Source organism: Faecalicatena contorta (genome assembly GCF_022835095.1).
GTDB classification, from domain to species: Bacteria; Bacillota; Clostridia; order Lachnospirales; family Lachnospiraceae; genus Faecalicatena; species Faecalicatena contorta.
Genome location: NZ_BQNQ01000001.1, coordinates 780,622 through 804,288, shown reverse-complemented (window position 1 = coordinate 804,288; position 23,667 = coordinate 780,622). Strand labels below are relative to the sequence as shown.

Genomic DNA, 23,667 nt, shown 5'->3' with positions numbered 1-23,667 from the left:
ACATAGAATGCCTTCATAAACCCAGGCATTCCACAATCTGCAGTCCCAATCCGCGTAATTATTTTGCACATTTCCACAACTTATTATATTTTTTCGTTTACAAATTGGTCATTATGCACTAAAATGGATATAAATCGTTTTCTTTATCAGAAGCGAAAACTACTATAATCGAGAGACGGAGGTAACAGACATGAAAGGAAATGTAATCGTCGGCCAGTCCGGCGGACCAACAGCAGCAATTAATTCGAGCCTCGCAGGAGTATACCGCACGGCCAAGGACCGCGGAGCCAAAAAAGTATTCGGAATGCTGCACGGGATTCAAGGCCTGCTGCAGGAAAGATATATAGATATGGCAGATTTTATTAAAACTGAACTGGATGCGGAATTACTCAAGAGAACTCCCGCGGCATTTCTCGGTTCCTGCCGTTATAAACTCCCGGAGATTCACGAAAACATGGATGTATACGACAAGATATTTCAGATTCTGGATAAACTCGAAATCGAAGCTTTCATCTACATCGGCGGAAATGATTCCATGGATACTATTAAAAAATTATCCGACTACGCCATTGTCACAGGACATCCCACCCGCTTTGTGGGCTGCCCCAAGACGATTGATAATGACCTGGCACTCACAGACCACACCCCGGGCTATGGAAGCGCCGCCAAATATATCGGCACATCTGTGAAAGAGATCATCCGCGACAGCTTCTGCCTGGAATACGAAAAGGGACTCGTATCTATTGTAGAGATCATGGGACGCAATGCCGGCTGGCTGACAGGCGCTTCTGCGCTTGCAAAAGGCGAGGACTGCGCAGGTCCCGACCTGATCTATCTTCCGGAGCTGCCTTTTGACATTGAGACTTTCGGCGCCAAGGTCCGTGAACTGCTCGCCAGGAAACCCTCTGTTGTCATTGCCGTTTCCGAAGGTATCCGGCTCAAGGACAACCGTTATGTATGCGAGCTGGGACAGAGCATCGACTTCGTAGATGCATTTGGACACAAACAGCTCTCCGGCACTGCCAACTATCTTGCTAGCTATATCGCAGGTGAGGTCGGCTGCAAGACCCGTACAATAGAACTGAGCAGCCTGCAGCGTTCCGCATCCCACTGTGCATCCCGCGTGGACATCCTGGAAGCGTATCAGGTAGGCGGTGCGGCGGTAAAAGCTGCAGATGAAGGCGACTCCGGCAAAATGGTCGTCCTGCAGCGGCTCTCCGATGACCCATATCAGAGCGGCACAGAGGTCAAAGACGTACACAAAATAGCAAATGATGAAAAGCTCGTCCCGAGAAACTGGGTAAACAAAGAGGGCACTTACGTAACCCAGGAATTCCTCAACTACGTGCGTCCGCTGATACAGGGCGATGTCTCTCCGATCGTTGTAGACGGAATCCCACGCCATCTGTTCCGGCCAATATAAAATCCGTTTAGAATTGGTACCAGAAAAGAGGAGGAAATGAAACACTTTCATTTTCCTCCTTTTTCTATTGAACAGCCATACATTTCCGCATGTGTTCCGCTATATTAAACATGTTAATTACACAAATAATTTTTCGAAACTTGATTTGCGTCCTCAATTAACCGCCCTTCTTCCAAAGCAGTCAACTTTCCCTCGCTCACCGTTATTTTGCCTGCCACAAGCGTATAATCGACCGGCTGTTTATACCCAATTGTAGCAAGCATGGATTTTGCATCCTCCAGCGCTCCAACCAACTCCAATTTCCGAATATCGATCATAAAACAGTCTGCCTGCTTTCCAATCTCAAGACTCCCTATATCTTTACGCCCAAGAATCTCTGCGCCACCTCTGGTTGCCATTTTCAGAATCTCATATCCATCTGGTGCATCAGAGCTTGCCTGCAGTCTATGCAGCAAATATGCTGCCCGCATTTCCTCCAAAAGGTTGGATCCATCATTACTGGCACTGCCGTCAACTGCAAGGCCAACCCGGATTCCCCGACGGAGCATCTCGGGAATCCGGGCAACCCCTGAGGATAATTTCATGTTTGAAATCGGACAATGTGCAATCCCGGTACCCGTTGATTTTAACAATTCCAGTTCCCTGTCATTAAAATGAATTCCATGTGCAAACCATACATCCGATCCCAGCCAATCCAGTTTTTCCATATACTCTAATGGTCTCATTCCCATTTTATCCATCATATAGCACTCTTCATCCCGCGTTTCTGCCAAATGTGTATGAAGGCGCACGCCAAAGCCTCTTGCAAGCTGCTGAGACTCTTTCATTAGATCTTCTGAAACACTAAACGGAGAACAGGGAGCTAACGCAATCTGCCGCATGGATCCTTCCGAAACGTCATGATACCGCTCAATTAATCTTTGGGAATCCTTTATAATTTCTGAGGTTGTCTGCACTACCGTGTCCGGAGGAAGTCCGCCGTCCTTTTGACTGAGATCCATGCTCCCCCTTGATGCATGAAAACGAATTCCCAGCTTATTTGCCGCTTCAAATTGACTTTCAATCAGATGCTTTCCGTTTTCCGGAAATACATAATGATGATCAAAGCAAGTTGTGCAGCCATTTTTCATCAACTCACCGGCACCAATTAACGTGGCATAATATATCGTTGTTTCATCAATATTTTTCCATATTTCATATAAATATCGCAGCCACGGAAACAACTCCATGTGCTGAACCTCTGGAAGATTACGGCTAAATATCTGATACAAATGATGATGTGTATTTATTAAACCAGGATAAACCACAAAATGTGTTCCATCAATAATTTTTTTCGCTTTTCTGCTCTCTGAACCGATATAAGAAATTTTACCTTTTTCTATATACATATTCACATTAGTAAATACATGATCCTTCTCATCACATGTAACAAGACATTTTATATTTTTAATAAGAATACTTTCCTTTTCCATATTACTCACTCTCTAGTCTTTGATGTCACCTGAGGCCTGTGGCCCCTTTGCTTTTCCGCCTGCAAGTATCAGAACAAACATTGTCAACAGGTATGGAAGCATTTGCAGAAATTGTTCCGGTATATTCAAGTCAAGCGTAATTCTAAGTGCCTGTGAAAAAGCAAACAACATACTTGCCCAAAAAGATCCCAGTGGATTCCAGCCTCCAAAAATTGTCGCTGCAAGAGCTATGTATCCTCTTCCCGCAACCATCTCTTTTACAAAAAGATTATTTTGCACGATCGACAAAAAGGAACCGGATAAACCGCATAACATTCCGCATACTATCACTGCTACATAACGATATTTCGTAACATCTACCCCGGCAGTAGACGCCGCTTTCGGATGATCACCTATTGTACGAAGACGCAGGCCCACTTTTGTACGATACATCACATACCATGAAATGGCTACGATCAATATAGTGATATACAAATACGGGGACTGCTCTTCAAATAGTGGACCGATCACTGGAATCTTATGTAAAAGAGGAACCGTCACGGTTGGAATCTGCGCAACTTCTCCACTCAATCCTTCTTTGTCCCAGATTGCTTTACATAGAACAATTGTCAATCCAGAAGCAAAAATATTTATTCCCACACCACTAACGGCTTGATTTGTATGGTATCGGATACAAAGAACTGCATGAATCAGACCAAATACTCCTCCCATCAAAATAGCAGCTAATGTTCCCATCCATGGCGATTGAAATATAGAGGTCCCGATCACCGCACCTAAAGCGCCAGCCAGCATCATACCTTCAATGCCAAGATTTATGATCCCGCTGCGTTCACAAATCACACTCCCGATGGAAGCCAGAATAAGAGGAATTGCCATTCTCAACGTCACTAGCAGCATATTCATAGAAATGAGTTGTTCCAAATTATCCACCTATTTTGCCCCCTTTCCCTTTATGAAAGAAACAAGTTCAGGCGTTGCTACAAACAGGATCACCAGCCCCTGCATTACCTTAATCATACTGGTAGATACTCCTGCTATGTAGCTCATTTTCATTGCCCCGGATTCCATGATTCCAAACAGAAGTGCGCTCAATAGCACGCCTAACGGATGATTTCGTCCTAACACTGCCACTGCAATACCGGTGAAGCCATAACCTGGTGAAAAACCATCCACAAATTTCCCTGTTTTTCCAAATACTTCCGTAATACCTGTCAGTGCAGCTAATGCACCACTCACAGCCATCGTCATAATCACTGTACGTATCATTCCAATACCAGATGCCTGCGCTGCCGTACCATTCTCTCCAACAGCCCTGATATTGAATCCCGCCCTTGTTTTATTAAAAAAAAGATATAATAAGACAGCCAATAGGATTCCGATCAAAACAGCTGTAGTTAACTGAGATTTAGGCACTAATTTTGTAAGCATATAATTCTCCCCAATCGCAGTAGTCTGTGCCACACTGGACTCTGGATCCTGTAAGGGGCCATGTACACAATAACTGGCAAAAAACTTTAAGATATAGTTCAGCATGATTGCTACTAATACTTCATTGATATTCAATTTCGCTTTTAAGAAACCATTCACCCCGCCGACAAGCCCGCCAGCCAACATCCCCGCAGTAAAAGATGCTGCTAATACCAGGACTCTGGGCATACCCTGCATTTGCAAAGCTGTGACTGTTGCCGCAAGTCCTCCAATATACAACTGTCCTTCACAGCCAATGTTAAAAAGCCCGCCCTTATTGGAATATGCACATGCCAAACCCACAAACACTAATGGTATGGTCTTGCCCAACGTTGTAGCCATCGAATTTCGAGAGCCAAAAGCGCCATCAAGTAATGCCCGAAAAGCCTCAATCGGGTGATATCCAGAAGCTAACATAATAGCCGCTGTTATAAATAAAGATAAGATGATTGCAATGGCTGACAGCAATAAATTTTGCAGATCAGGCAGCATCAAATGACTTTTTCTTTTTTCCTGCACCCCCATTTATTCCCCGCCTTTCTGTCCAGCCATTAAAAGACCTATGGACTCTTTCGTAAATTCTTCATTCTTTTTCAGAGCCATCACTTCACCTTTGTATAATACCGCAATTCTATCGCTGAGCTGAAAAATATCTGTCAGCTCTGCAGAAATTAATAAAATCGCTTTCCCTTGTTTTCTTAATTCTAATAATATTTTATGAATATAATGAATGGCACCTATATCCAACCCACGTACCGGTTGACAAACAAGCACAAAATCCGAATTTTTCTCCACTTCACGGCTAAGAACCATTTTTTGTTGGTTTCCGCCTGATAAGGAACCAACAGTCTGTTTCTCGTCTATCGCACGTACATCATATTTTTTCATTGATGCTGATACCATTTTGTTTAAGTATGTATAATTAATCAGTTCCTTTTTTACAAACTTTTTATTATATTGATTTCCCAGTAAATAATTATCCAAAATTGAAAAGTTAGTTAGTATTGCCCTTTGATGTCTTTCCGATGGAATATAGCTGATCCCCTTCTCTAAGCGTTTTCTAGTGGACCATTTTGTTACATCATCCCCTTTGATTATTATGGATCCCTCTTTACATTTTTGAAATCCCATCAGAATTTCCTCTAGCTGCATCTGGCCATTTCCTTCTACACCGGCAATTCCCAAAATCTCTCCTGCATGAATATCAAATGATACTGTCTCTTGAGCATTGTCTAAAATACGTACCTGATTGAGAGAAACAACAGCCTCTCCAATATCATTCGGAAGCCGTTTTAGATTAAAAGCAACCTCATGGCCGACCATCTTGTTCGCAAGAGTCTTTATGTCCACATCTTTTGTAGCCGCACTAAATACTGATTTTCCTCCCCGCAAAACTGTAACAGAGTCAGAGACCGCTTTTGTCTCATTTAATTTGTGTGTAATAAAAATAATGGTTTTTCCCTGCCTTTTTATGTCCCGGAAAATGTCCAGCAGCTGTTCCACTTCCTGAGGCGTAAGCACAGCAGTCGGTTCATCCAAAATAATGATTTCTGCCCCCCGATAAAGTGTTTTCAGTATTTCAACACGCTGCTTCATGCCTATGGACAACTCCGAGACTTTATCTTCTACATTTAGTCCGAAATTATAACAGTCTGAAATTTGCTGTACCTGCTGAATGCTTGTCTTTCTGTCAATCGCAAATCTGCCCGGTTCATTCCCTACAACTACATTTTCCCACACTGTCAGTGCATCTACGAGCATAAAATGCTGATGCACCATGCCAAGCCCACATTGGAATGCTTTCTTTGCTGAATGCTTTACGATATCCTCTCCATTTATTTTCAGGGATCCTTCATCTGCCTTATATAAACCAAACAGTATATTCATGAGAGTTGTTTTCCCCGCACCGTTTTCTCCAAGCAGACAGTGTATCTCCCCTTTTTCCACCAAAAAGTTGATCTGGTCGTTTGCAGTGAAACTCCCAAAACGTTTTGTAATATTTCTCATTTCTACAGCTAACACCGTTGTCACCTCAACTATTCTCTATAAAAAAGAAGATGTTCCCCGATAAAAAACATCTTCTTTTTCTAATTTTTACAGCTCTGATGGTACTTCGATATCTCCACTGATAATCTGCGATTTAATTGTTTCTAACTGCTCTACAATTTCATCCGGAACTTTTATATTGCTCCCCTCTAATGTATAACCAATTCCTTCATCAGACAGACCCAGTACGGTTTCTTCACCAACTTTTAGATTGCCATTTACTGTAGATTCTACAATATCATATGCTGCATTGTCTACCCGCTTGAGCATGCTTGCAACAATATGATCTGGATCTACTGTATTCTGATTTGAATTCACACCGATTGCGATGAAATCAGACTCTTTTGCGGCTGCAAATACTCCAAGACCTGATCCTCCCGCAGCATGGAAAATAATATCATATCCTTTTGCAAACTGGCTGCCTGCGATTTCCTTAGCTGTTGTAGTATCCCCAAAAGGATTATCTCCTCCTACATATTGTATGGCCACATCGGCATCTGAGTCTACATACTTAACGCCAGCCTGATAGCCTGCGGCAAACCGGTCAATTGTTTCTGACTCCATTGCGCCGACAAACCCATACTTGTGATTATCCTCCAAATGATAGGACGCCGCATCCTGTTTCATATAAGCTGCAAGCGCACCTACAAGAAATGCGCCCTCCTGCTCCTTGCTTGCATAGCTTGCCACATTTTCTTCAAGAAGCGTCGCATCAATGAGTGCGTACTGCTGATCAGGATAGTCCGGTACAACCATTGTAAAAGCATCCAATTGATCAAAAGCGATTCCAATAATGACTGCATACTCACCAGAATCACTCATATCCCTAAGAATCGTTTCAAAATCTGTAACTTCTTTGGGCTCTGCATAGTCAAAATCTACTCCCAATTCTTCCTTTGCACGCTCTAACCCGCTATAAACCAAATCGTTATAAGATTGATCTCCAAGTCCTCCTATTCCCAATATGACAGCAGCCTTTAGATCCGTATTCTCATTTCCGGACACATTTGTGTCCTCCTTTTTCTTCTCTTTGTCCGAACCTGCACATCCCATTAGACCAAATACCATGATAAGTGTTAATAAAAACGATACTACCTTTTTCATATTCTTTCTCCTTTGCTGTATTACTCCTCATTAATAAAAGTTACTGAAAAGCTGCAAATAATGTATTCAGTACTTTTTCAGAATCTACATTTATACAATGTTCAACATATCTCCCTTTTATCGGGTGCTCTCTTAAATCTGTTACAACCATACCACGACAATACTTTCCTTCACACTCAATCCTCGTAATTCGTTTTTGTGTGCTAACAAGCGCGGGATCCGCTGCAATAACCATTGCCAGTGGATCATGAAGCGGGCAGCACTCCCGCATCCAATTTTGACGGTGAGCGCCCTGCATATACCACTTCATTTCTTGTTGTAAGAATACAAGCAGCTCTTTGCATTCTTGTCGGCAGCTGCCAAGCGCCTGATCGATATCTGTTTTTCTAAGGATTGTCTTTAAAGTGACATCCAAGCCGACCATTGTTAAGTTCCACGGAGTCTGTACTACAATATCCGCTGCCTCCGGATCCCCGCCTATGTTAGCTTCCACTACCGGTGACACATTTCCTGATGCATGCAGAGTTCCCCCCATGGAAACAACCCGCTTGATTTTTTTATGAAAGTCTGGATATTTTGCCAACACCATAGCGATATTTGTCATACGCCCTAATGTAATTAATGTCATTTCCCCTTCATTTTCGCATGCCTTTTGATACAGGAAATCACAAACATCCATTTCTATTGGCTTTTGCTCTGCTGCGGGTAACTCAACATTTCCAATCCCATTTTTTCCATGTATAAAATACGGGAATTCTCCGCATTCCCCTTCCAGCGGGCTTTCCGCACCAATACAGACTGGTATTCTCCCCTCCATTCCTGCCAGTTTCAGAATCCTTAATGTATTCTCGGCCCCCTGCTTTGCAGTTACATTCCCAGCACTTGTCGTAATTCCGACAATTTCAATATCCGGCCGGCATAACGCAAATAATATTGCCAGTGAATCGTCCACTCCCGGATCGCAGTCGATACAGATTTTCATCATAGAACTCCTCCTTTCTTTCGTGACACTATCAGATTATTACAATATCATGAAATCCATTTTTCAGCGCGATCTCTTTATAGCGCTGCATCTCCGAAGGATCGGGAGACCGCAGTGTTTCCCTGTAAGGAGCCCGGACCCCAAACGGCCTGTATGCGATAAGTTTATATCGGATTTCTCTTCTCTTTAAATATGGTCTTAACAATCTCGTGATCCTATCCACCGTATCTTTATTTGGTAAGTACTCCGGTACGATTACCGTACGAATTTCTTCCAGCTTTTCATGTTCTGCCAGAAATACTGCATTTTTTAAAACCATTTTATTATCCATTCCTGTCAGCCTAATATGTGCATCCGGGTCAAATGCTTTCACATCCAGCATAAGGCCATCGCAAACCTGTAAAAGTTCCTCATCCTGAGTATAGTCGTAACTGCCATTACTGTCTGCCAATGTAGTAAGTCCCTGTTCCTTTGCCAGCTTAAACAACTCAACGATAAAATCTCTCTGCAGGGAACACTCCCCTCCTGATGTTGTTATCCCCCGTATAAAAGGTATATCACCCCGAATCTCCTCCATTATCTGCCTTGCTGTATAATTCTTTGTTTTTGGGGATGACAGATGCGGACAAACATGGACGCAGGTATCACACTCACAACAAAGCATTTTATCCCACTGCACAGTTCCTTTCTCCAAACGCAATGCTCCGGCCGGGCATTGTTCTATACAGAGTCCGCATCCTGTACATTTTTCTATCGTTTCCGGATTATGGCAGTAAACACATTTATAATTACATCCCTGAAGGAATACCGCAGCCCTGTTCCCCGGCCCATCCACTACGCTGCTATGTATGATTTTATTCACCGCAGCCATTATAAATTTCGCACCTTTCTATCATAAACCTTACTGTTCTTCACCTCATAGTATCCCCACATAGCGTTTGCCTGCGGAACAGCAATTCCTGCATCCAATTTTGCGACGTCTGATTTTTTCACCAGATACCCGGTGATACGTATAACATCGCTGTCAGATGAGTAGGTAGAAAAATATCTCATTCCCTGAGAGAATCCTCCCTTTATCATATCCAGGATTGCATCAGGGTTTCTCTGCGCTGTAGCATCAAATGGAAAGATATCCCCGACACCCGATGTGAAGTAAGGATGTACCATGCCACAATGTTTTAGATGCTCATGCAGCGGAAGTTCAGAACCAATTGCAATTCTTGCTCCGGGGCTGATATCATAATCACTGTCAATCCCTACTTGTGCATGCATAGTAAAATGATGATCTGTGCAGTTACAATATTTACTTTTAAAAGAATTCACACATTCTTTCATTGTCTCTAATATATTAACCGCCAACTGATCTGCATATTCACTGTAACCATACTTATCCGGCCGTCCTTCTTTTTCCATCAGCCTGTTTACACATTCGTTCATTCCAACAATGCCAAACATACCCGTGAAATTTTCTACTTTCAAAAATCCTTCTTTTACAAGAAAATTAGACTTGAAAAAATGGCTCTTTTCCACTAAAAACTCAATCTTTTGTTCGATATATTCACATAATACCTTCACCGCATGCGGCAGCAATTCATTTACAAAATGTTCACTATCCTTGGCCCTCTCTGCCAGCCTGCTGAGTACAATTCTTGATAAAGTATACGAGCCTCCGGAAACTGGAAGTGCGTTATAACAGCTTGCAATGCCATATGGCACATCATACAATTTACTATACTCTTTATGATTTGCAAAGCTTGGCTTTGCACAATTCAACGCACAGATAACACATTTTTCTGCAAAATTATCAGGCGTTATGTCAGAATCATAAAGTAATGTGATAGATGGAATTGCATTTTTCAGCTCTGTTTCAATTTCAACAATCATTTCTCCCGCTCTGGTAGCTTCAGGACCAAGATTCATATGACAATAGGAATCAGGAATCGAGCGGTCTAAAAAAATCAAAAAACTTTTGATCAGGTCATATGCATGCTCGTCATCCATAAACGGTTCCAAAAGTTTATCAACTGACCCCAAATACACCGGATAATGCGTAACAGATGGAATATGACGGTAAAACATTTCCAGTGTCTGTATCGCATCAAACAAACATTTTGGGGGATCCAGCCTCAGAAACTTACATCCCTCCCGCATTAATTTTTCATAATCAGGAAGGGCATATCTGGGTTGATACGTAACATTCCCTTCTGTCATAGTACATAAACATCCTGCCTCAAAAAGCTCTCGAAATTCTTTTGTAGTTTCAAAAAACTCCACATAGTTTAAAGGAATTGCGGACAAGTTCATCATGGCCTGCTCATGTGTAAAAGCTCCGTTCGTAATCACGGATTCTACATCCTTTTTTAAATCAGTAATATTTAACATATTTTTTCCTCCTCCAATATTAGAAATATTAATGTGAGGCCGGTTCATTTTCTGGTTGCGCCTTATCTGAAAATATGATATCATTACAGACACTTTCAAAAAATGTCATCTGTCACTTTTTTGGTAGAAAGGAACAAAAAATGTCGGTTAATTTTCGGAAAATTATTCAGTATGTTACATCTCCAGACTATCACTACCCACTGAGCAAAGACTTTATAGAACTATTGCACAAGGAACATTTAAAAATTGACCACGCAGATAAAAACGATCTGCTTATTTCGAATGAAATGCCTTCAAACAATATCTACCTTCTTCTGGATGGTTACTGTTGTACGGAAAAATACAGCCCTTCCGGTAAATTGCTGAAATCCATCGCCGCAGGGCCTATACAAATTTATGGGCTTTTTGAAGCCGTACATCCCACTCTTACACAACATACGGCAACCATACGCTGTATTTCTTCCTGTTCCTATATCCGTATTTCAAACCAAAAATATATAAATGAATTATTAGCAGACCCTATATTAGGATGGATAAATATTCAATATCTTTCTTCTTTCATTAACCAGGTATTAACAGAAAATGACGGCTTACTTTTAAACAACACCCGGGATAAACTTTTACTCCAGCTTTATCAATATTGTCCAAATACACATTTTCCAGTCATTGTTAAAACAAAAAAAGAAGACCTGGCACAAATATTAAATATAAGCCTCCGTACGCTTTACCGCCAATTAGATGCTCTTTATAAAGAAGGTCTGCTATCTTCAAACAAGGGGAAAATTTTAATTACAGAAGAACAATACTATAAAATCCAGACAATTCTCAGCGAGTTTTTTTGATCAATTTTTCAGACCCACTCTGAGCCGGAATACGGCAGGCCAAATGACTTCCTAATGTTTTTTTCGCAAACCTATTGACAACCCATGATTTTTATTATATACTAATATCTGCTGTGAACGAAATAGTTGCAGTATGTGCGCGTAGCTCAGCTGGATAGAGCGTCTGGCTACGGACCAGAAGGTCGGGAGTTCGAATCTTCTCGCGCACGCTAAAAAGCCTGGAAGCATTTGCTTTCAGACTTTTTTTGTTATCCGAACTTCTTTTTTATAGAAGCATTCCTTTATTATAAGAACGCTTCTTCAAACTTACCTGGCGGAAGCGCTTTACTAAAATAATACCCCTGTATCAGGTCTACCCCAATCTCTTTTGCAACGTTATAATCTTCTTCCGTCTTTATGCCTTCCATGCAGACTATTTTGCCTACGTCATGGCATAGCTCTGTGATTGAGCGGATAAATGTGGCAGTGAACATATCTGTTGTCAGCCCGCTTACAAATCCCTGGTCTATCTTTACGATATCTGCAGGCGTATTTTTCAACTCGAATAGGGATGAATACCCCATCCCAAAGTCATCCATTGCTGTTTGAATCCCTTTTTCCTGCAGTCTTTCCATGATATCATGTACAATGCCGTCTTGCTCAATCAGATAGGTCTCCGTAACTTCCAAGGTGATATTTTCATATGGTACGTGGAAAGTATCCAGCGTTCCAAGTACAAAGACCTCAAAATCCTCCTCCAGCATCTGGGGATACGAAAGATTTATACTCATTCGAAAACCCGGCCTCCGCTTAATCCATTCACTGCACTGACGGACCGCTTCTCTAAATACCCATTTTCCGGCATTGATAATCAGTCCGCTCTGCTCCAGGATCCGTATAAACTCTGACGGCGGCACATCGCCGAATGCAGTGCACTGCCATCTTGCAAGCGCTTCCGCCCCACACAGCTGTTTTGTCCCGGAGACAATCAGAGGCTGGTAATTCAAAGAAAATCCGGTGAAGCCTCTCTCGATACTTTCTCTGAGAAGTTCCGTCATTTCAAGCTTTCTTCCTCTGCTCTCTAGGATCTCCTGCGTAAATACAGTGAGCCGGTTTTTCCCCTTTAGTTTTGAACATTCCAGTGAGTAATTCGCGTACTGCAACAGTTCCTGATAGTCATCCGAATCCTCCGGATAGGAAGCAAAACCAGCCGACATCGTGCAGTAATATTTGCGCCCCTTATAGTCCTGAATCTTTTGAAAATGTCTCTGAATCCGGCAGAACACCTCCAGCGCATCTTCCTGGCATCCATTCAGAAACAGGATTCCAAACTCATCCCCATCCATCCGGTACACTTTCGCATTGGCTGGAAGAAATTTGACAATCTTCTGTGCAATTATTTTCAGGACGGCATCCCCAAAAGAACGGTTATTTAAGTCGTTGATATTGCGGAAGTCATCCATATCCAAAAGCATAATTCCAAGATACTCTGTTGCCTCCAGATCAACCATATATTTTTTTGCATCACCCTCAAATTCAAACCGGTTGTCAAGGCCTGTCATATGATCAGTCTTATGATTACGCCCCAGATTGGTAATCATTCCCGCAAACAGATTCGGTTCGCCTCTCTCGTCCCTGATCATCCTGCCGCGGCAGCGAAGCCAAATCCATTCTCCCCTGGCATTCCGGGCACGGTATTCGATATCATGGGACTCCATCCTTCCGTCGGCGATCTCCTGATTGCTCTCCAGAAAGTGTCGTTCATCATAGGGGTGTATCTTCCCGCCCCAGAACGCAGCGGCATTCTCTACTACCTCTCCCGGCAGCCCAAATTCCTTTACCATAGCAGGCGGATAACGGAATACCCCTGTTTTCATGTTTCCAACAAATATATAATCATCTGTACTTTCCATAAGTGCATCATAAAGATGCTCCTTATCATATAAAAACTCCCGGACTCCAGAATCTTTCTGCTGCTCCAGCCTCTGCTTCGCACGCAGTATATGATAATTCCTTTTTTGAATATACATTCTGCAGTCCGCTTTTTCAAGAAGGTCTTCAACTATATAGCATTCTTCCGGATAGATTTCTACAAGGCCATAGGAAAAAGACGTTTCGTAGACCACTTTTCTGGAATTCTTTTTTTCCTTAAGATATGCCAGGATCCTCTGCATGCGCTTTTCCGCATTGTTTTCATTCTCATCATAAAACGCCATAACAAATTCGTCCCCGCTCAACCGGAAAAGAATATCTTTTTCTTTCAGCTCCTGGGACATGGCCTGTGCAACATATCGCAGCATATTGTCGCCTTCGCGGTGCCCGTATCTGTCATTGATCTGCTTCAGGTCATTCACATCGCACAGGGACACTACCAGCATCCTGCTCTCTGTTCTTGCCTTCTCAAACAAACTTATCAAACGTTCTCTGCCCGCCCTGCGGTTCAATACCTTTGTCAGGTCATCATAGTTAGCACGCGTCCAAAGGTTCTTATACTCTTCAGAGTTCTTTATATCCTGCATATTAGGACCCCTTCGCTTCGTTACTCCCTGAACTTCTCTGCCTGTGCATTGATCAGCTCCAGGTCTTCAAAGTAATTAATCTTCATCGCCTCTTTCACATCACGCAAAGTATCGGCAGCCACGCTCTCAGCCTTCTCACTTCCCTTTTTCAGAATCTCATATACGTATGGGATATCTTTCTGGTATTCTTTTCTTCTGTTTCTGATAGGCTCCAGTTCTGCCTGAAGGACTGCGTTCAGGAAACGCTTCACCTTCATATCTCCAAGCCCGCCCCTCTGGTAATGTGCTTTAAGTTCATCCAGATCCGCATAGTCCGGCAGAAATTCCGCAAAATATTCCGGCCTGCAGAAGGCATCCAGATACGTAAACACCGTATTGCCCTCCAGCTTACCCGGATCTTCAATTTTAATATGTGTGGGATCCGTAAACATACTAAATACCTTCTGTTTGATTGAATCCGGCTCCTCGGAGAGGTAAATGCAGTTATTCAAAGACTTGCTCATCTTTGCCTTTCCGTCCGTACCCGGCAGCCTCAGACACGCCGTATTGTCGGGAAGCAGAATATCGGGTTCCACGAGCGTATCGCCATAAACTGAATTAAACTTTCTTACAATCTCCTTCGTCTGTTCCAACATCGGAAGCTGGTCCTCCCCAACCGGAACTGTGGTTGCCTTAAACGCTGTAATATCAGCGGCCTGGCTGATCGGATAAGTAAAGAATCCGACCGGAATGCTTGCCTCAAAATTCCGCATCTGGATCTCGGATTTTACCGTAGGATTACGCTGCAGACGAGAAACCGTAACCAGGTTCATATAATAAAAAGATAATTCGCATAATTCCGGTATCTGTGACTGGATAAACAGCGTCGACTTCTCCGGATCCAGCCCGCATGCCAGATAATCCAGCGCCACTTCTATAATATTCTGGCGTACCTTCTCCGGATTGTCCGCGTTATCCGTCAGTGCCTGTGCATCCGCTATCATAATAAATATATCGTCATACTCGCCTGCATTCTGCAGTTCCACTCTTCGCTTCAATGAACCGACATAGTGCCCCACATGCAGTCTCCCGGTCGGTCTGTCCCCTGTTAACATTATCTTGCCCATGTCTAATCTCATTCCTCCTAATTCTTTTCATATTCAAGTACGCCAAGCATCATTGCGGCGATGTTCGCTTTATCCGCTGCGCAGCATCGTGCCTTTGCCATACGCCGGCACCTATTCCCGTAAGAAGATGGAACATCCGCCAGGACTCTTTCCTTTTCCTGCCTGCCGCCTAAAAGTAGGAGCCTTATCTTCTTCCCGGTTAATCTTTTCACATTATAACACTACAGCCAATGGTTTGGCTATAGATATAGTGATTCCGACGTTTTTTTTAGCCCCCGCCAGGGCAGGCCGCAGGCCCTGCTGCCATCGCTGCCGCTTAACCTGCAGGTACCGAAAAAATTTCACCCGGATCAGAGTTTCCAGAAGCCACTTTGAAAAGTCAAGATCACTTTTCCGCAGTCCTCTTAGTTTCCCAAAGTATGCTTTGGGAAACCCTCTCTGTTACGGATGAAATATTCTAAAATATGCTGTGAGTACTATTTGCCCCAGGTAGCAATCTGATTCGAGAGCTTGGGCGCTTTTTTGCGGTTTATCTCATAGACAAACTGGTAAATAGTATAAGCCATGATGAAAGCTGCCATTACGTCTATGATCGAATGCTGCTTAAGGAACATTGTTGCGAGTATAATCAGGGCTGCCAGGATATAAGCCCCCCAGCTTATCACCTTATGCTTCTGCAGCACTTTACTGTTATAGATGGCTATGCAGGCTCCCAGAGAGTTATATACATGAAGGCTTGGCAGAACGTTGGTCGGGGTATCTGCCTTGTAAAGCATCTTTACCATATCCACAAAGACATTATCCCTGGCAAAATACATGGGACGCAGATTCAGGCCATTTGGAACTAACGTGGAAATAATCAGAAAAATCGTCATTCCCGTAAACATCAGCTTTGCCAACCTGTAGAAACCGTCCACATCTGTAAAAAAGAAATATAAAAATGTGGCTGCTATGAATACAAACCACAGTAAGTATGGCACAATAAAGTATTCTACAAATGGTATCTTATTATCTATTACGGAATGTATGACATGATAGTCTGATGTTACATGCTTCTCAAGATACATAAACCATGGCATGTAAATCAGGATATAGCTGAACACCCAGGCATGCTTATATTTCTTAATAAAATTCGTGGCTTTCGTCCTAAAGTCCATACCGAACGCTCCCTTTTTTTAATGCATATTCTCTAGCTGCCCCGATTATAGCACGAATTACATGCCACAACAATAAAGTTCATAAAACCTTAACAAAATCTTTTGATTTTATGGGCCTTTGCAGCTTATTTGTTACCAATTTATTACTAACGGGCCTTCACTTTTTTCTACACGGCCTTATCCCCTCAAATATATACATATCATATTGCTTTACCGCCTGTTCCATGGCTTGGGCAGTACGAAGCGTCCATACTGCCACCGGTGTAAAAAGAAAGCTGTGTAATACCAGAAGGCTGACGTTCTGGCTGTCCTTTAATTTGTAGGAAATGAAATCCGGCCTGGTGATACAGTTACTTAACAAATATTTTACGCAGAAACGCAGTATATAATGCGGAGAATGGTCACTTTTCACCAAATTGGACGATAACTGTCCCCGCAGAATATCCTTCCGGTGTTTTTTCAGCCAGCAAAGCACCAGACAGTTAAAGGACTGAATCAGATAAGGCCCGGTGTATCCGCGCAGCTGATCTTCCAGATGCACACAAATATCCGTGTTCTGCGTGGGAAGCTTCACCTCGATCAGCAGAGGGACGCGCCCCTTAATATAGGACAGGACGGAGGAAAAAAGGGGAATCTTTTCGGAAGTTCCGCTGAGATAGCATTGCTGCAGCTCCTCATATGACATATCTTCTATTCTGCCTTCTTTCCCGCAGACGCGCTTCAAGGTATCATCGTGAAAAACAACCAGACGGCCGTCTTTCGTCAGATGAACGTCCAGCTCTATCCCATACCCTTCTTTTACCGCCAGCTTAAATGCCGCCATGGAATTCTCCGGTATCCCTTTCTCAACGCAATGAAGCCCTCTGTGGGCCCACTTTTGGCCCATAAAGAGCTTCATTTGTTTCCGCTTCGTCATACGCGGCATAATCATAAACAGATAAACAGCTGCTATTCCAACTGCAGCCAGAATCAGTACATACATAACCTGCTCCTTCTTTTACGCTGTGATCACCCTGATTTGTTCTTCCAGTACCTCCGCCGTTATCTGATCTCTCAGGAATACGGGTTCCCCGTCTGTATGTACAGCTAGCGGACGTTCTGTTTTTATCACTGCCTTTTTGCACCTGAAAACATGGATTCCCGGGAAATGCACATGCCATCCCTTATATGCCGTGGGCAGGAGCAAAAGGACAGCCAGCCTGGGAAGCCCCGATATTACAATCACATCCAGCAGGCCGTCATTCCCGGAAGCATCCGGGCAGAAACAAAAACCGCCGCCCTCGTATGGTTGGTTCATGGCAGCCGCAAAGTATACCTTCGGAAACTTTTTTATCTCTTGTCCATCCAGAGTGATCTCTGCCTGAACTGGCTTGTCATGGAACAGCCTGTTCAAGGCAATTCCTACATATGTCAGTTTGCCCAGTTTCAGATGGTTTAACAGGACTTTCAGCCTGGATACAGCCGCCTGATGGCAGATTGCCGCATCAAACCCGATTCCCGTACTCACCGCAAACCGCCGTTCTTTCCCTGCGCGGGTTAAAAGCCCTACATCCATGGGCTGGATCCTGCCGGGCTTCAGAATCATATCCAGTGCCCCAAGCGGATCTGCGGGGAGCTTCATCCCTCTGGCAAAATCGTTGCTGGAACCTGTGGGAATATAGCCCAGGACCGTCTTCCCAAGGTCGGTGATTCCGTTCAGCACTTCGTTCACGGTTCCGTCTCCCCCCAGTACAACCAGGGTATGTACCTCCCCGTCCCCGGTGATCCTGCTGGTAATTTTAGACGCATGCCCGGGGTACTCCGTACGGAAGCTCTCATATTCAAACTGCCTTTTTTTCAGTTCCGGCTCTATGATATCCCATATCATGCCTCCCATACCAGAACGGGAATTCGGATTCACTATAAAGCTGTATCTCATACTGCTGCCTCCATTTCTGGGGATAAGTTTTTTCAAATCAAGCCCGGTAATCTCAAAGGGTACGGCCGCATCCTATAAGATCGTACTGTCCAGGTATTTACCAAGTGAGCGGCGCATATTGCCCTCAAAGTCGGCATTCCCTCCGCGGAGACACCATTCAAATACATTGCCGATTACAATCATACGGATGTCAGTCGTGAACTCTTCAATGCTGACATTCAGTCTGACAATTCCTTCCCGCATGGCTTTCTCAACATATGTCTGCACTGTCACAATGGGATAGGGTCGCTCTGCGCGGCTGGCAGGATTCAGCGCCTGATTTTTAGTGTCGTAATATCCTGAAATAAACTCAACGCCAAGTTCCCTGCAGTAATTCACATAGTTCAGGTACACATGGATGATGGCAATCTTCGCTTCCTCTGCATTCCTGGGCAGATCGAGCAAATCCGGGTTGATGCTGGGCTGATCCTCTATATAATAAGACAGCAGATCGTCCTTTGTTTTAAAATGATGGTAAAAGCTTCCGTTTGACACGCCGGCTTCTTCGCAGATATTTTTAATAGAAAGCTCTTCGTAGCCATTCTTTTGGAGAATCCGCTTTGCAGCGCGGAATATCCGTTCTTTTGTTTCCTTTGATTTCTGCTGCTGCCTGGACAGCTCTATCTTGTCGCCCATAAATTTACACTCCTTTTATCCCACATGTTATAAAGTGAGTATACCATAAATCCGCCCGGGATTCAAGAAAACAGAGCGGACTCTAAAATGCCCCGGCGATATGCCTCAAAGGCAGAAGGAATCGGGTATTTATCCTCGATCTCTTCTCTGCGGACAAACAGCATATCCGCGCTGCAGTTTCTCTCCAGCCCGTCCACTTTAATCTCATACCCCGTCATATGCCACTCTACATGGCTGAATATATGTTTCGCACTCTGTACCTTTTTCATATGCAGCGGAGACAGCCCAATGGAGTTGCAGTACTGTATCACTTCTTTTCTATTCAGGTGACCCTCCAGATTTGGAAACTCATACAGACCGGCCAAAAGCCCCTTTGGCGGGCGTTTTTTAATCGCAAGCGTGTCCCCGTCCAAAAGTATCAGAACCGTTCTCTTCTCGATCCGTCTGGCCTTTGCCTTGGTTCTGACCGGCAGCTCCGTCTCGATGCCAAGCTTTCTAGCCTTACAAAGCCCGGCCAGGGGACACTCCATACATTTAGGCTCACCGTTCGGCACGCAGACAATAGCTCCCAGCTCAATCAGCCCCTGGTTAAAATCCGACGGCGCATCGGCGGGAATCACTTCCTCAATCTCCTCCTCAATACGTGCCCGGACACCCGCTTTCATAATATCCTCATCCCGCGCCATAAGTCTTGCCGCCACCCGAAGGACATTCCCGTCCACCGCAGGCTTGGGAATCCCAAATGCAAAAGAGCCGACCGCACCTGCCGTATAGCTCCCGATTCCCGTCAGCGAACGGATTCCCTCATATGTATCCGGAAACTCCCCGCCATATTCCTCCATAATCTGCCGGGCCGCCTTCTGCATATTCCGTACCCGGTTGTAATAGCCCAGCCCCTCCCACAGTTTCATAAGCCGGTCTTCCTCCACCTCTGCCAGATCCTTCACCGTAGGAAGCTCCTTTAGAAATCTTTCGAAATAGGGCTTCACAGCCTCCACCCTCGTCTGCTGGAGCATAATCTCAGATATCCAGACCCGGTATGCACTGATATCATGCCGCCAGGGTAGATCCCGTTTATGTTCCCGGTACCAGCGCACAAGGGGTACCACTGCCTCTTTCAGCTCCGGACTCCCCAGCACCACCGGCACCGCCTCATCCATAACAATACTATCCGCCGTCACTCTACAGTCCCGCGCCAATATACGCACACCCGCCGCCTTAGCCCTGCGCAGCGCTTCCCCAAACGCAGGATGCGTATCCATATTCGGGGTAAAATAGCGTATCCCCTTCATCTGGATCACAAACAAAACATAAGCCTCATATCCATCCTTTACAGCCTTACAAAGCTCTTCCACATGCTTAACCGCCCGCTCACTCGGTGCATCCGGAAACCGTGCCACGCCATCCTCTTCCAGCGTAACCCCCTTCACCTCTACAAAACACTTGCGCCCGTCTGCCTCAACATAGAGATCAAACCTCGAGTTCCCATAAGTAGTCTCCGCCCTGACAAACGGAGACTCTCCAAACAAATTACCGGCTTCGATCCATTCCTGAGCCACTCTGTTCGGAATCTGAGAATCCATATTCACCATCCTGTCCCCTTTTTCCACAGCAATCAGATCCCACTTCGTCTTCCGCTCCGGCTTAAGGCTCTCCTGCACATAAATAACAGCCCCCTCTTTCAGAAGCTCCGCGCACCGCCCCGTATTCTTCACATGAATCGTCTCTCTTTGCCCCCCAATCAGAGCATAAGCAATAAACCGATTGGGCCGCTCCAGAAACACTGCCTTTTCTATTCGTTCATACTTCATTCACCAAAACCTCTTTCATTTCCCGTTCTAGTACATCGTAAAATTAGACTACCACAGAACCCCCTAAAAAGAAACCAAATAATAGATGGAGATTATTGGCTGATAGCTAAAAGTAATCATATCTTTAAAAAAGTTCTGCTGTCAAATCTTACACACCAATTCAACTCCATCCGCCGCCCCCGCCCAGATCCCCTCTCCGAAATCTCCTCATACCAGCGCTCTCTTCCCCGATTTGATGCAGCCCAGCCTGATGGAAGCGGGACGCTCCGACAGCGGCGGGGGATGCTTATGCTGTTTTTGGAAGCCTCAAGCGTGCCTTAAAAGAGTTTACTGCGAAAAACCGCATTTTATGGGGGAAAATTGATTCGGAATCAATTTCCCAGAGCGTATTCACTTAGAAAGCATCGGCTTTCTAAGTGAATACGCTCGGTCCCATAAAATGCGGTTTTTTCGCAGTTAGCTCTTCTTAGGCGAAGCGGCCGGTTTCCAAAAACAGCATAAGCATCCCTCGGCGCTGTCGGAGCGTCCCGCTTCCATCAGGCCCCCCTGCCTACAAAATCTTCGAAAGAAACTCCCGAAGTCGAGGTTCCGCCGGATTATTAAAGAATTCCTCCGGAGCCCCCTGTTCTTTTATTTTCCCTTCGTCCATAAATATAACCCTGGTCGCCACTTCCCGTGCAAAGCCCATTTCATGTGTCACAACCACCATTGTCATTCCATCATGGGCGAGCTTTTTCATTAGCTCCAGGACTTCCCCCACCATCTCAGGGTCCAAGGCGGAAGTCGGCTCATCAAAAAGCATGACATCCGGATTCATTGCCAGAGAACGGATAATTGCAATACGCTGCTTCTGACCGCCTGACAGCTGGGACGGATAGGCATGTGCCTTTTCCTCCAGCCCCACCAGCTTCAGAAGTTCCATCGCCCGCTTTTCAGCATCGGCTTTGCTCTTCTTCAGAAGCTTAATCGGTGCAAGCGTGATATTTTCCATAATCGTCTTGTGTGGGAATAGATTAAAATGCTGGAACACCATCCCCATCTTCTGGCGATGGCGGTCGATATTCGTTTCCTTGCTTGTAATGTCTGTTCCTTCAAAATATACGTGCCCCGTTGTCGGAGTCTCAAGAAGGTTTAGGGATCGGAGGAACGTTGACTTGCCGGAGCCTGACGGTCCGACAATTACTACAACTTCGCCTTTACGGATTTCTTCCGTTACCCCGTCCAGTGCATGAAGCCTGTTATTAAATACCTTATGAAGGTCTTCTACCTTAATCAATACATCTCCATTAGTGATCACTGTTTCTCAGCCTCCTCTCCAGCAGATTTACGAGCTTTGTAAAGATCATTACCATAATCAGGTAAATCAAAGCTACCGCAATAAGAGGCATGAATGCATCATATGTACGGCTTCGTATGATATCGCCGCCTTTGGTAAGATCCTGCAGGGCGATATAACCAGATACGGATGTCTCTTTTAACAGCACGATAAACTCATTGCCAAGCGCCGGGAGTACATTCTTAAAAGCCTGCGGCATAATGATATGGATCATGGTCTGTACATAGTTAAATCCCAGGCTGCGCCCAGCCTCAAACTGTCCGTTATCAATAGACATGATACCGGAGCGGAATATCTCGGCAACATAGGCCCCGGAATTAAACCCGAATGCCATAATAGCTACCAGAACTTTGCTGATGTCTGCGCTTCCGAATATTACAAAGTAAATGATCAAAAGCTGTACAACAACCGGAGTTCCCCTGATCACCGTCAGGTAGATCTTACAGATAAAATTAAGGATCTTCAGCTTTCCTGTTTTATCATACGTGGAGCGTATAATTGCAATCAGAAAACCAATTACAATTCCGATTATGACGGCAAAGAAGGTCACCTGTAAAGTGACCCCCAGTCCATCTAAAATGTATTCCCAGCGGTTTTCTTCTATAAAATTCCCATAAAACTTATCCTGCAACGTCTGCAACATAATCGTATCCTCTTTTATTCTGCACTGTCAGCGCTGATATATTTCGCTACGATTTCATCCAATTTACCAGACTCCTTCAGATTAGCCAGTGCATCATTAATTTTCTCTTTCAGTTCATCATTTCCTTTTTTAACGGCAATTGCATACTCTTCCTCTGTAAATGCTTCGTCCAGAATCTTGAGCCCTTCCGCTTCTTTTACAAATTCTTTCGCCGGCTCGCCATCGATGATTACCGCATCAATCTTGCCCTGCTGCAATGCCTGTACAGCCTCAAAACCCTTGTTGTAACGCTCTACAGTTGCGTCTTCAATGTCGTCCGCATAGATATCTCCTGTGGTTCCCAGCTGTACGCCGATCTTCTTTCCTGTCAGATCATCTGGTCCAGCGATTGCACTATCGTCTTTGACGATAATCACCTGTGTTGCTGTTGCATATGTATCTGTAAAATCTACATTTTCCAGACGGTCCTCAGTCACAGTCATACCTGCCGCGCCAATGTCTGCTTTTCCGCTTGTTACTGCTGTGATGATAGAGTCAAAAGCCATGTCCTCAATCTCAAGCTCCATTCCCATCTCCTCTGCTACTGCAGCCGCAATATCAGCATCGATTCCTACGACTTCTTTTCCTTCATAGAATTCATACGGCGGAAATTCTGCATTCGTAGCCATCACCAGCTTTTCCTTCTTGCCGCTGTCACCTGCATCCCCTGCACTGCTGTCTTCTTTCTTAGATCCGCATGCCGCCATTGATAATACGCATACTGCCACCAATAAAACACTTAAAACTTTCTTTTTCATTTTCCGTA

Annotated in this window: 21 protein-coding genes and 1 tRNA gene; 3 read left to right on the top strand and 19 right to left on the bottom strand. The window is 44.4% G+C overall.

Annotation, left to right across the window (positions count from 1 at the left end):
• The first annotated feature begins 190 nt into the window (after window positions 1-190).
• On the top strand, window positions 191-1,423 hold the full coding sequence (locus MWG26_RS03645) for a 6-phosphofructokinase (protein WP_025654708.1): 1,233 nt from the start codon (window positions 191-193) through the stop codon (window positions 1,421-1,423).
• 113 nt (window positions 1,424-1,536) lie between these two features.
• Here MWG26_RS03645 and MWG26_RS03640 read toward each other — a convergent pair whose 3' ends face one another.
• The 8 genes from MWG26_RS03640 to MWG26_RS03605 all read right to left on the bottom strand — a co-directional run bounded on the left by MWG26_RS03640 (window position 1,537) and on the right by MWG26_RS03605 (window position 10,876).
• Window positions 1,537-2,895, bottom strand: a complete 1,359-nt coding sequence (locus MWG26_RS03640; RefSeq protein ID WP_025654707.1) for an 8-oxoguanine deaminase — start codon at window positions 2,893-2,895, stop codon at window positions 1,537-1,539.
• Between the two features lie 12 nt (window positions 2,896-2,907).
• Window positions 2,908-3,825 carry an ABC transporter permease gene (locus MWG26_RS03635; protein ID WP_240285617.1) on the bottom strand — a complete coding sequence of 306 codons (918 nt, stop codon included), beginning with the start codon at window positions 3,823-3,825 and terminating at the stop codon, window positions 2,908-2,910.
• Window positions 3,826-4,881 (bottom strand): ABC transporter permease, encoded by a 1,056-nt coding sequence (locus tag MWG26_RS03630; RefSeq protein ID WP_240285616.1) that lies wholly within the window; start codon window positions 4,879-4,881, stop codon window positions 3,826-3,828.
• A gap of 6 nt (window positions 4,882-4,887) precedes the next feature.
• Window positions 4,888-6,384 carry an ABC transporter ATP-binding protein gene (locus MWG26_RS03625; protein ID WP_117441068.1) on the bottom strand — a complete coding sequence of 499 codons (1,497 nt, stop codon included), beginning with the start codon at window positions 6,382-6,384 and terminating at the stop codon, window positions 4,888-4,890.
• A gap of 72 nt (window positions 6,385-6,456) precedes the next feature.
• Window positions 6,457-7,512 carry a BMP family lipoprotein gene (locus tag MWG26_RS03620; protein WP_025654704.1) on the bottom strand — a complete coding sequence of 352 codons (1,056 nt, stop codon included), beginning with the start codon at window positions 7,510-7,512 and terminating at the stop codon, window positions 6,457-6,459.
• A gap of 40 nt (window positions 7,513-7,552) precedes the next feature.
• Window positions 7,553-8,497, bottom strand: a complete 945-nt coding sequence (locus MWG26_RS03615; protein ID WP_025654703.1) for a nucleoside hydrolase — start codon at window positions 8,495-8,497, stop codon at window positions 7,553-7,555.
• A gap of 28 nt (window positions 8,498-8,525) precedes the next feature.
• Window positions 8,526-9,365 carry a YjjW family glycine radical enzyme activase gene (locus MWG26_RS03610; RefSeq protein WP_044926355.1) on the bottom strand — a complete coding sequence of 280 codons (840 nt, stop codon included), beginning with the start codon at window positions 9,363-9,365 and terminating at the stop codon, window positions 8,526-8,528.
• Window positions 9,365-10,876: a YjjI family glycine radical enzyme gene (locus MWG26_RS03605; protein WP_025654701.1), complete on the bottom strand. Its 1,512-nt coding sequence runs from the start codon at window positions 10,874-10,876 to the stop codon at window positions 9,365-9,367. The genes MWG26_RS03610 and MWG26_RS03605 overlap by 1 nt, the downstream gene beginning before the upstream one ends.
• A 140-nt stretch (window positions 10,877-11,016) precedes the next feature.
• On the opposite strand from MWG26_RS03605, the gene MWG26_RS03600 reads away from it, so the two are divergent.
• Both MWG26_RS03600 and MWG26_RS03595 read left to right on the top strand, forming a co-directional pair.
• Complete coding sequence (locus MWG26_RS03600) at window positions 11,017-11,718, top strand: Crp/Fnr family transcriptional regulator (RefSeq protein WP_025654700.1); 702 nt, start codon at window positions 11,017-11,019, stop codon at window positions 11,716-11,718.
• 135 nt (window positions 11,719-11,853) lie between these two features.
• Window positions 11,854-11,927, top strand: a tRNA-Arg gene (locus MWG26_RS03595).
• Between the two features lie 75 nt (window positions 11,928-12,002).
• Here MWG26_RS03595 and MWG26_RS03590 read toward each other — a convergent pair.
• The 11 genes from MWG26_RS03590 to MWG26_RS03540 all read right to left on the bottom strand — a co-directional run bounded on the left by MWG26_RS03590 (window position 12,003) and on the right by MWG26_RS03540 (window position 23,659).
• Window positions 12,003-14,216 (bottom strand): bifunctional diguanylate cyclase/phosphodiesterase, encoded by a 2,214-nt coding sequence (locus MWG26_RS03590; protein WP_025654699.1) that lies wholly within the window; start codon window positions 14,214-14,216, stop codon window positions 12,003-12,005.
• A 20-nt stretch (window positions 14,217-14,236) separates the two neighbouring features.
• A complete protein-coding gene (trpS, locus tag MWG26_RS03585) occupies window positions 14,237-15,322 on the bottom strand; it encodes a tryptophan--tRNA ligase (protein WP_025654698.1) in 1,086 nt (361 codons plus the stop codon).
• A 17-nt stretch (window positions 15,323-15,339) separates the two neighbouring features.
• Window positions 15,340-15,534, bottom strand: a complete 195-nt coding sequence (locus tag MWG26_RS03580; RefSeq protein ID WP_025654697.1) for a hypothetical protein — start codon at window positions 15,532-15,534, stop codon at window positions 15,340-15,342.
• A gap of 264 nt (window positions 15,535-15,798) precedes the next feature.
• Complete coding sequence (locus MWG26_RS03575) at window positions 15,799-16,479, bottom strand: phosphatase PAP2 family protein (protein WP_025654696.1); 681 nt, start codon at window positions 16,477-16,479, stop codon at window positions 15,799-15,801.
• Between the two features lie 157 nt (window positions 16,480-16,636).
• Complete coding sequence (locus MWG26_RS03570; protein ID WP_025654695.1) at window positions 16,637-17,461, bottom strand: glycerophosphodiester phosphodiesterase family protein; 825 nt, start codon at window positions 17,459-17,461, stop codon at window positions 16,637-16,639.
• Between the two features lie 15 nt (window positions 17,462-17,476).
• On the bottom strand, window positions 17,477-18,397 hold the full coding sequence (locus MWG26_RS03565) for a diacylglycerol/lipid kinase family protein (protein ID WP_117441067.1): 921 nt from the start codon (window positions 18,395-18,397) through the stop codon (window positions 17,477-17,479).
• Window positions 18,398-18,469: 72 nt separating this feature from the next.
• Complete coding sequence (locus MWG26_RS03560; protein ID WP_117441066.1) at window positions 18,470-19,072, bottom strand: TetR/AcrR family transcriptional regulator; 603 nt, start codon at window positions 19,070-19,072, stop codon at window positions 18,470-18,472.
• 62 nt (window positions 19,073-19,134) lie between these two features.
• The gene (mutY, locus tag MWG26_RS03555) at window positions 19,135-20,883 is read right to left on the bottom strand and encodes an A/G-specific adenine glycosylase (RefSeq protein ID WP_025654694.1); all 1,749 of its coding nucleotides are present in this window, start codon (window positions 20,881-20,883) and stop codon (window positions 19,135-19,137) included.
• A gap of 550 nt (window positions 20,884-21,433) precedes the next feature.
• Window positions 21,434-22,180, bottom strand: a complete 747-nt coding sequence (locus MWG26_RS03550) for an amino acid ABC transporter ATP-binding protein (RefSeq protein ID WP_025654693.1) — start codon at window positions 22,178-22,180, stop codon at window positions 21,434-21,436.
• Window positions 22,170-22,862, bottom strand: coding sequence for an amino acid ABC transporter permease (locus tag MWG26_RS03545; protein ID WP_025654692.1), 693 nt, complete (start codon window positions 22,860-22,862; stop codon window positions 22,170-22,172). Before MWG26_RS03545 ends, MWG26_RS03550 begins: the two co-directional genes overlap by 11 nt.
• A gap of 14 nt (window positions 22,863-22,876) precedes the next feature.
• The gene (locus tag MWG26_RS03540; RefSeq protein ID WP_025654691.1) at window positions 22,877-23,659 is read right to left on the bottom strand and encodes a basic amino acid ABC transporter substrate-binding protein; all 783 of its coding nucleotides are present in this window, start codon (window positions 23,657-23,659) and stop codon (window positions 22,877-22,879) included.
• Window positions 23,660-23,667 lie beyond the last annotated feature (8 nt).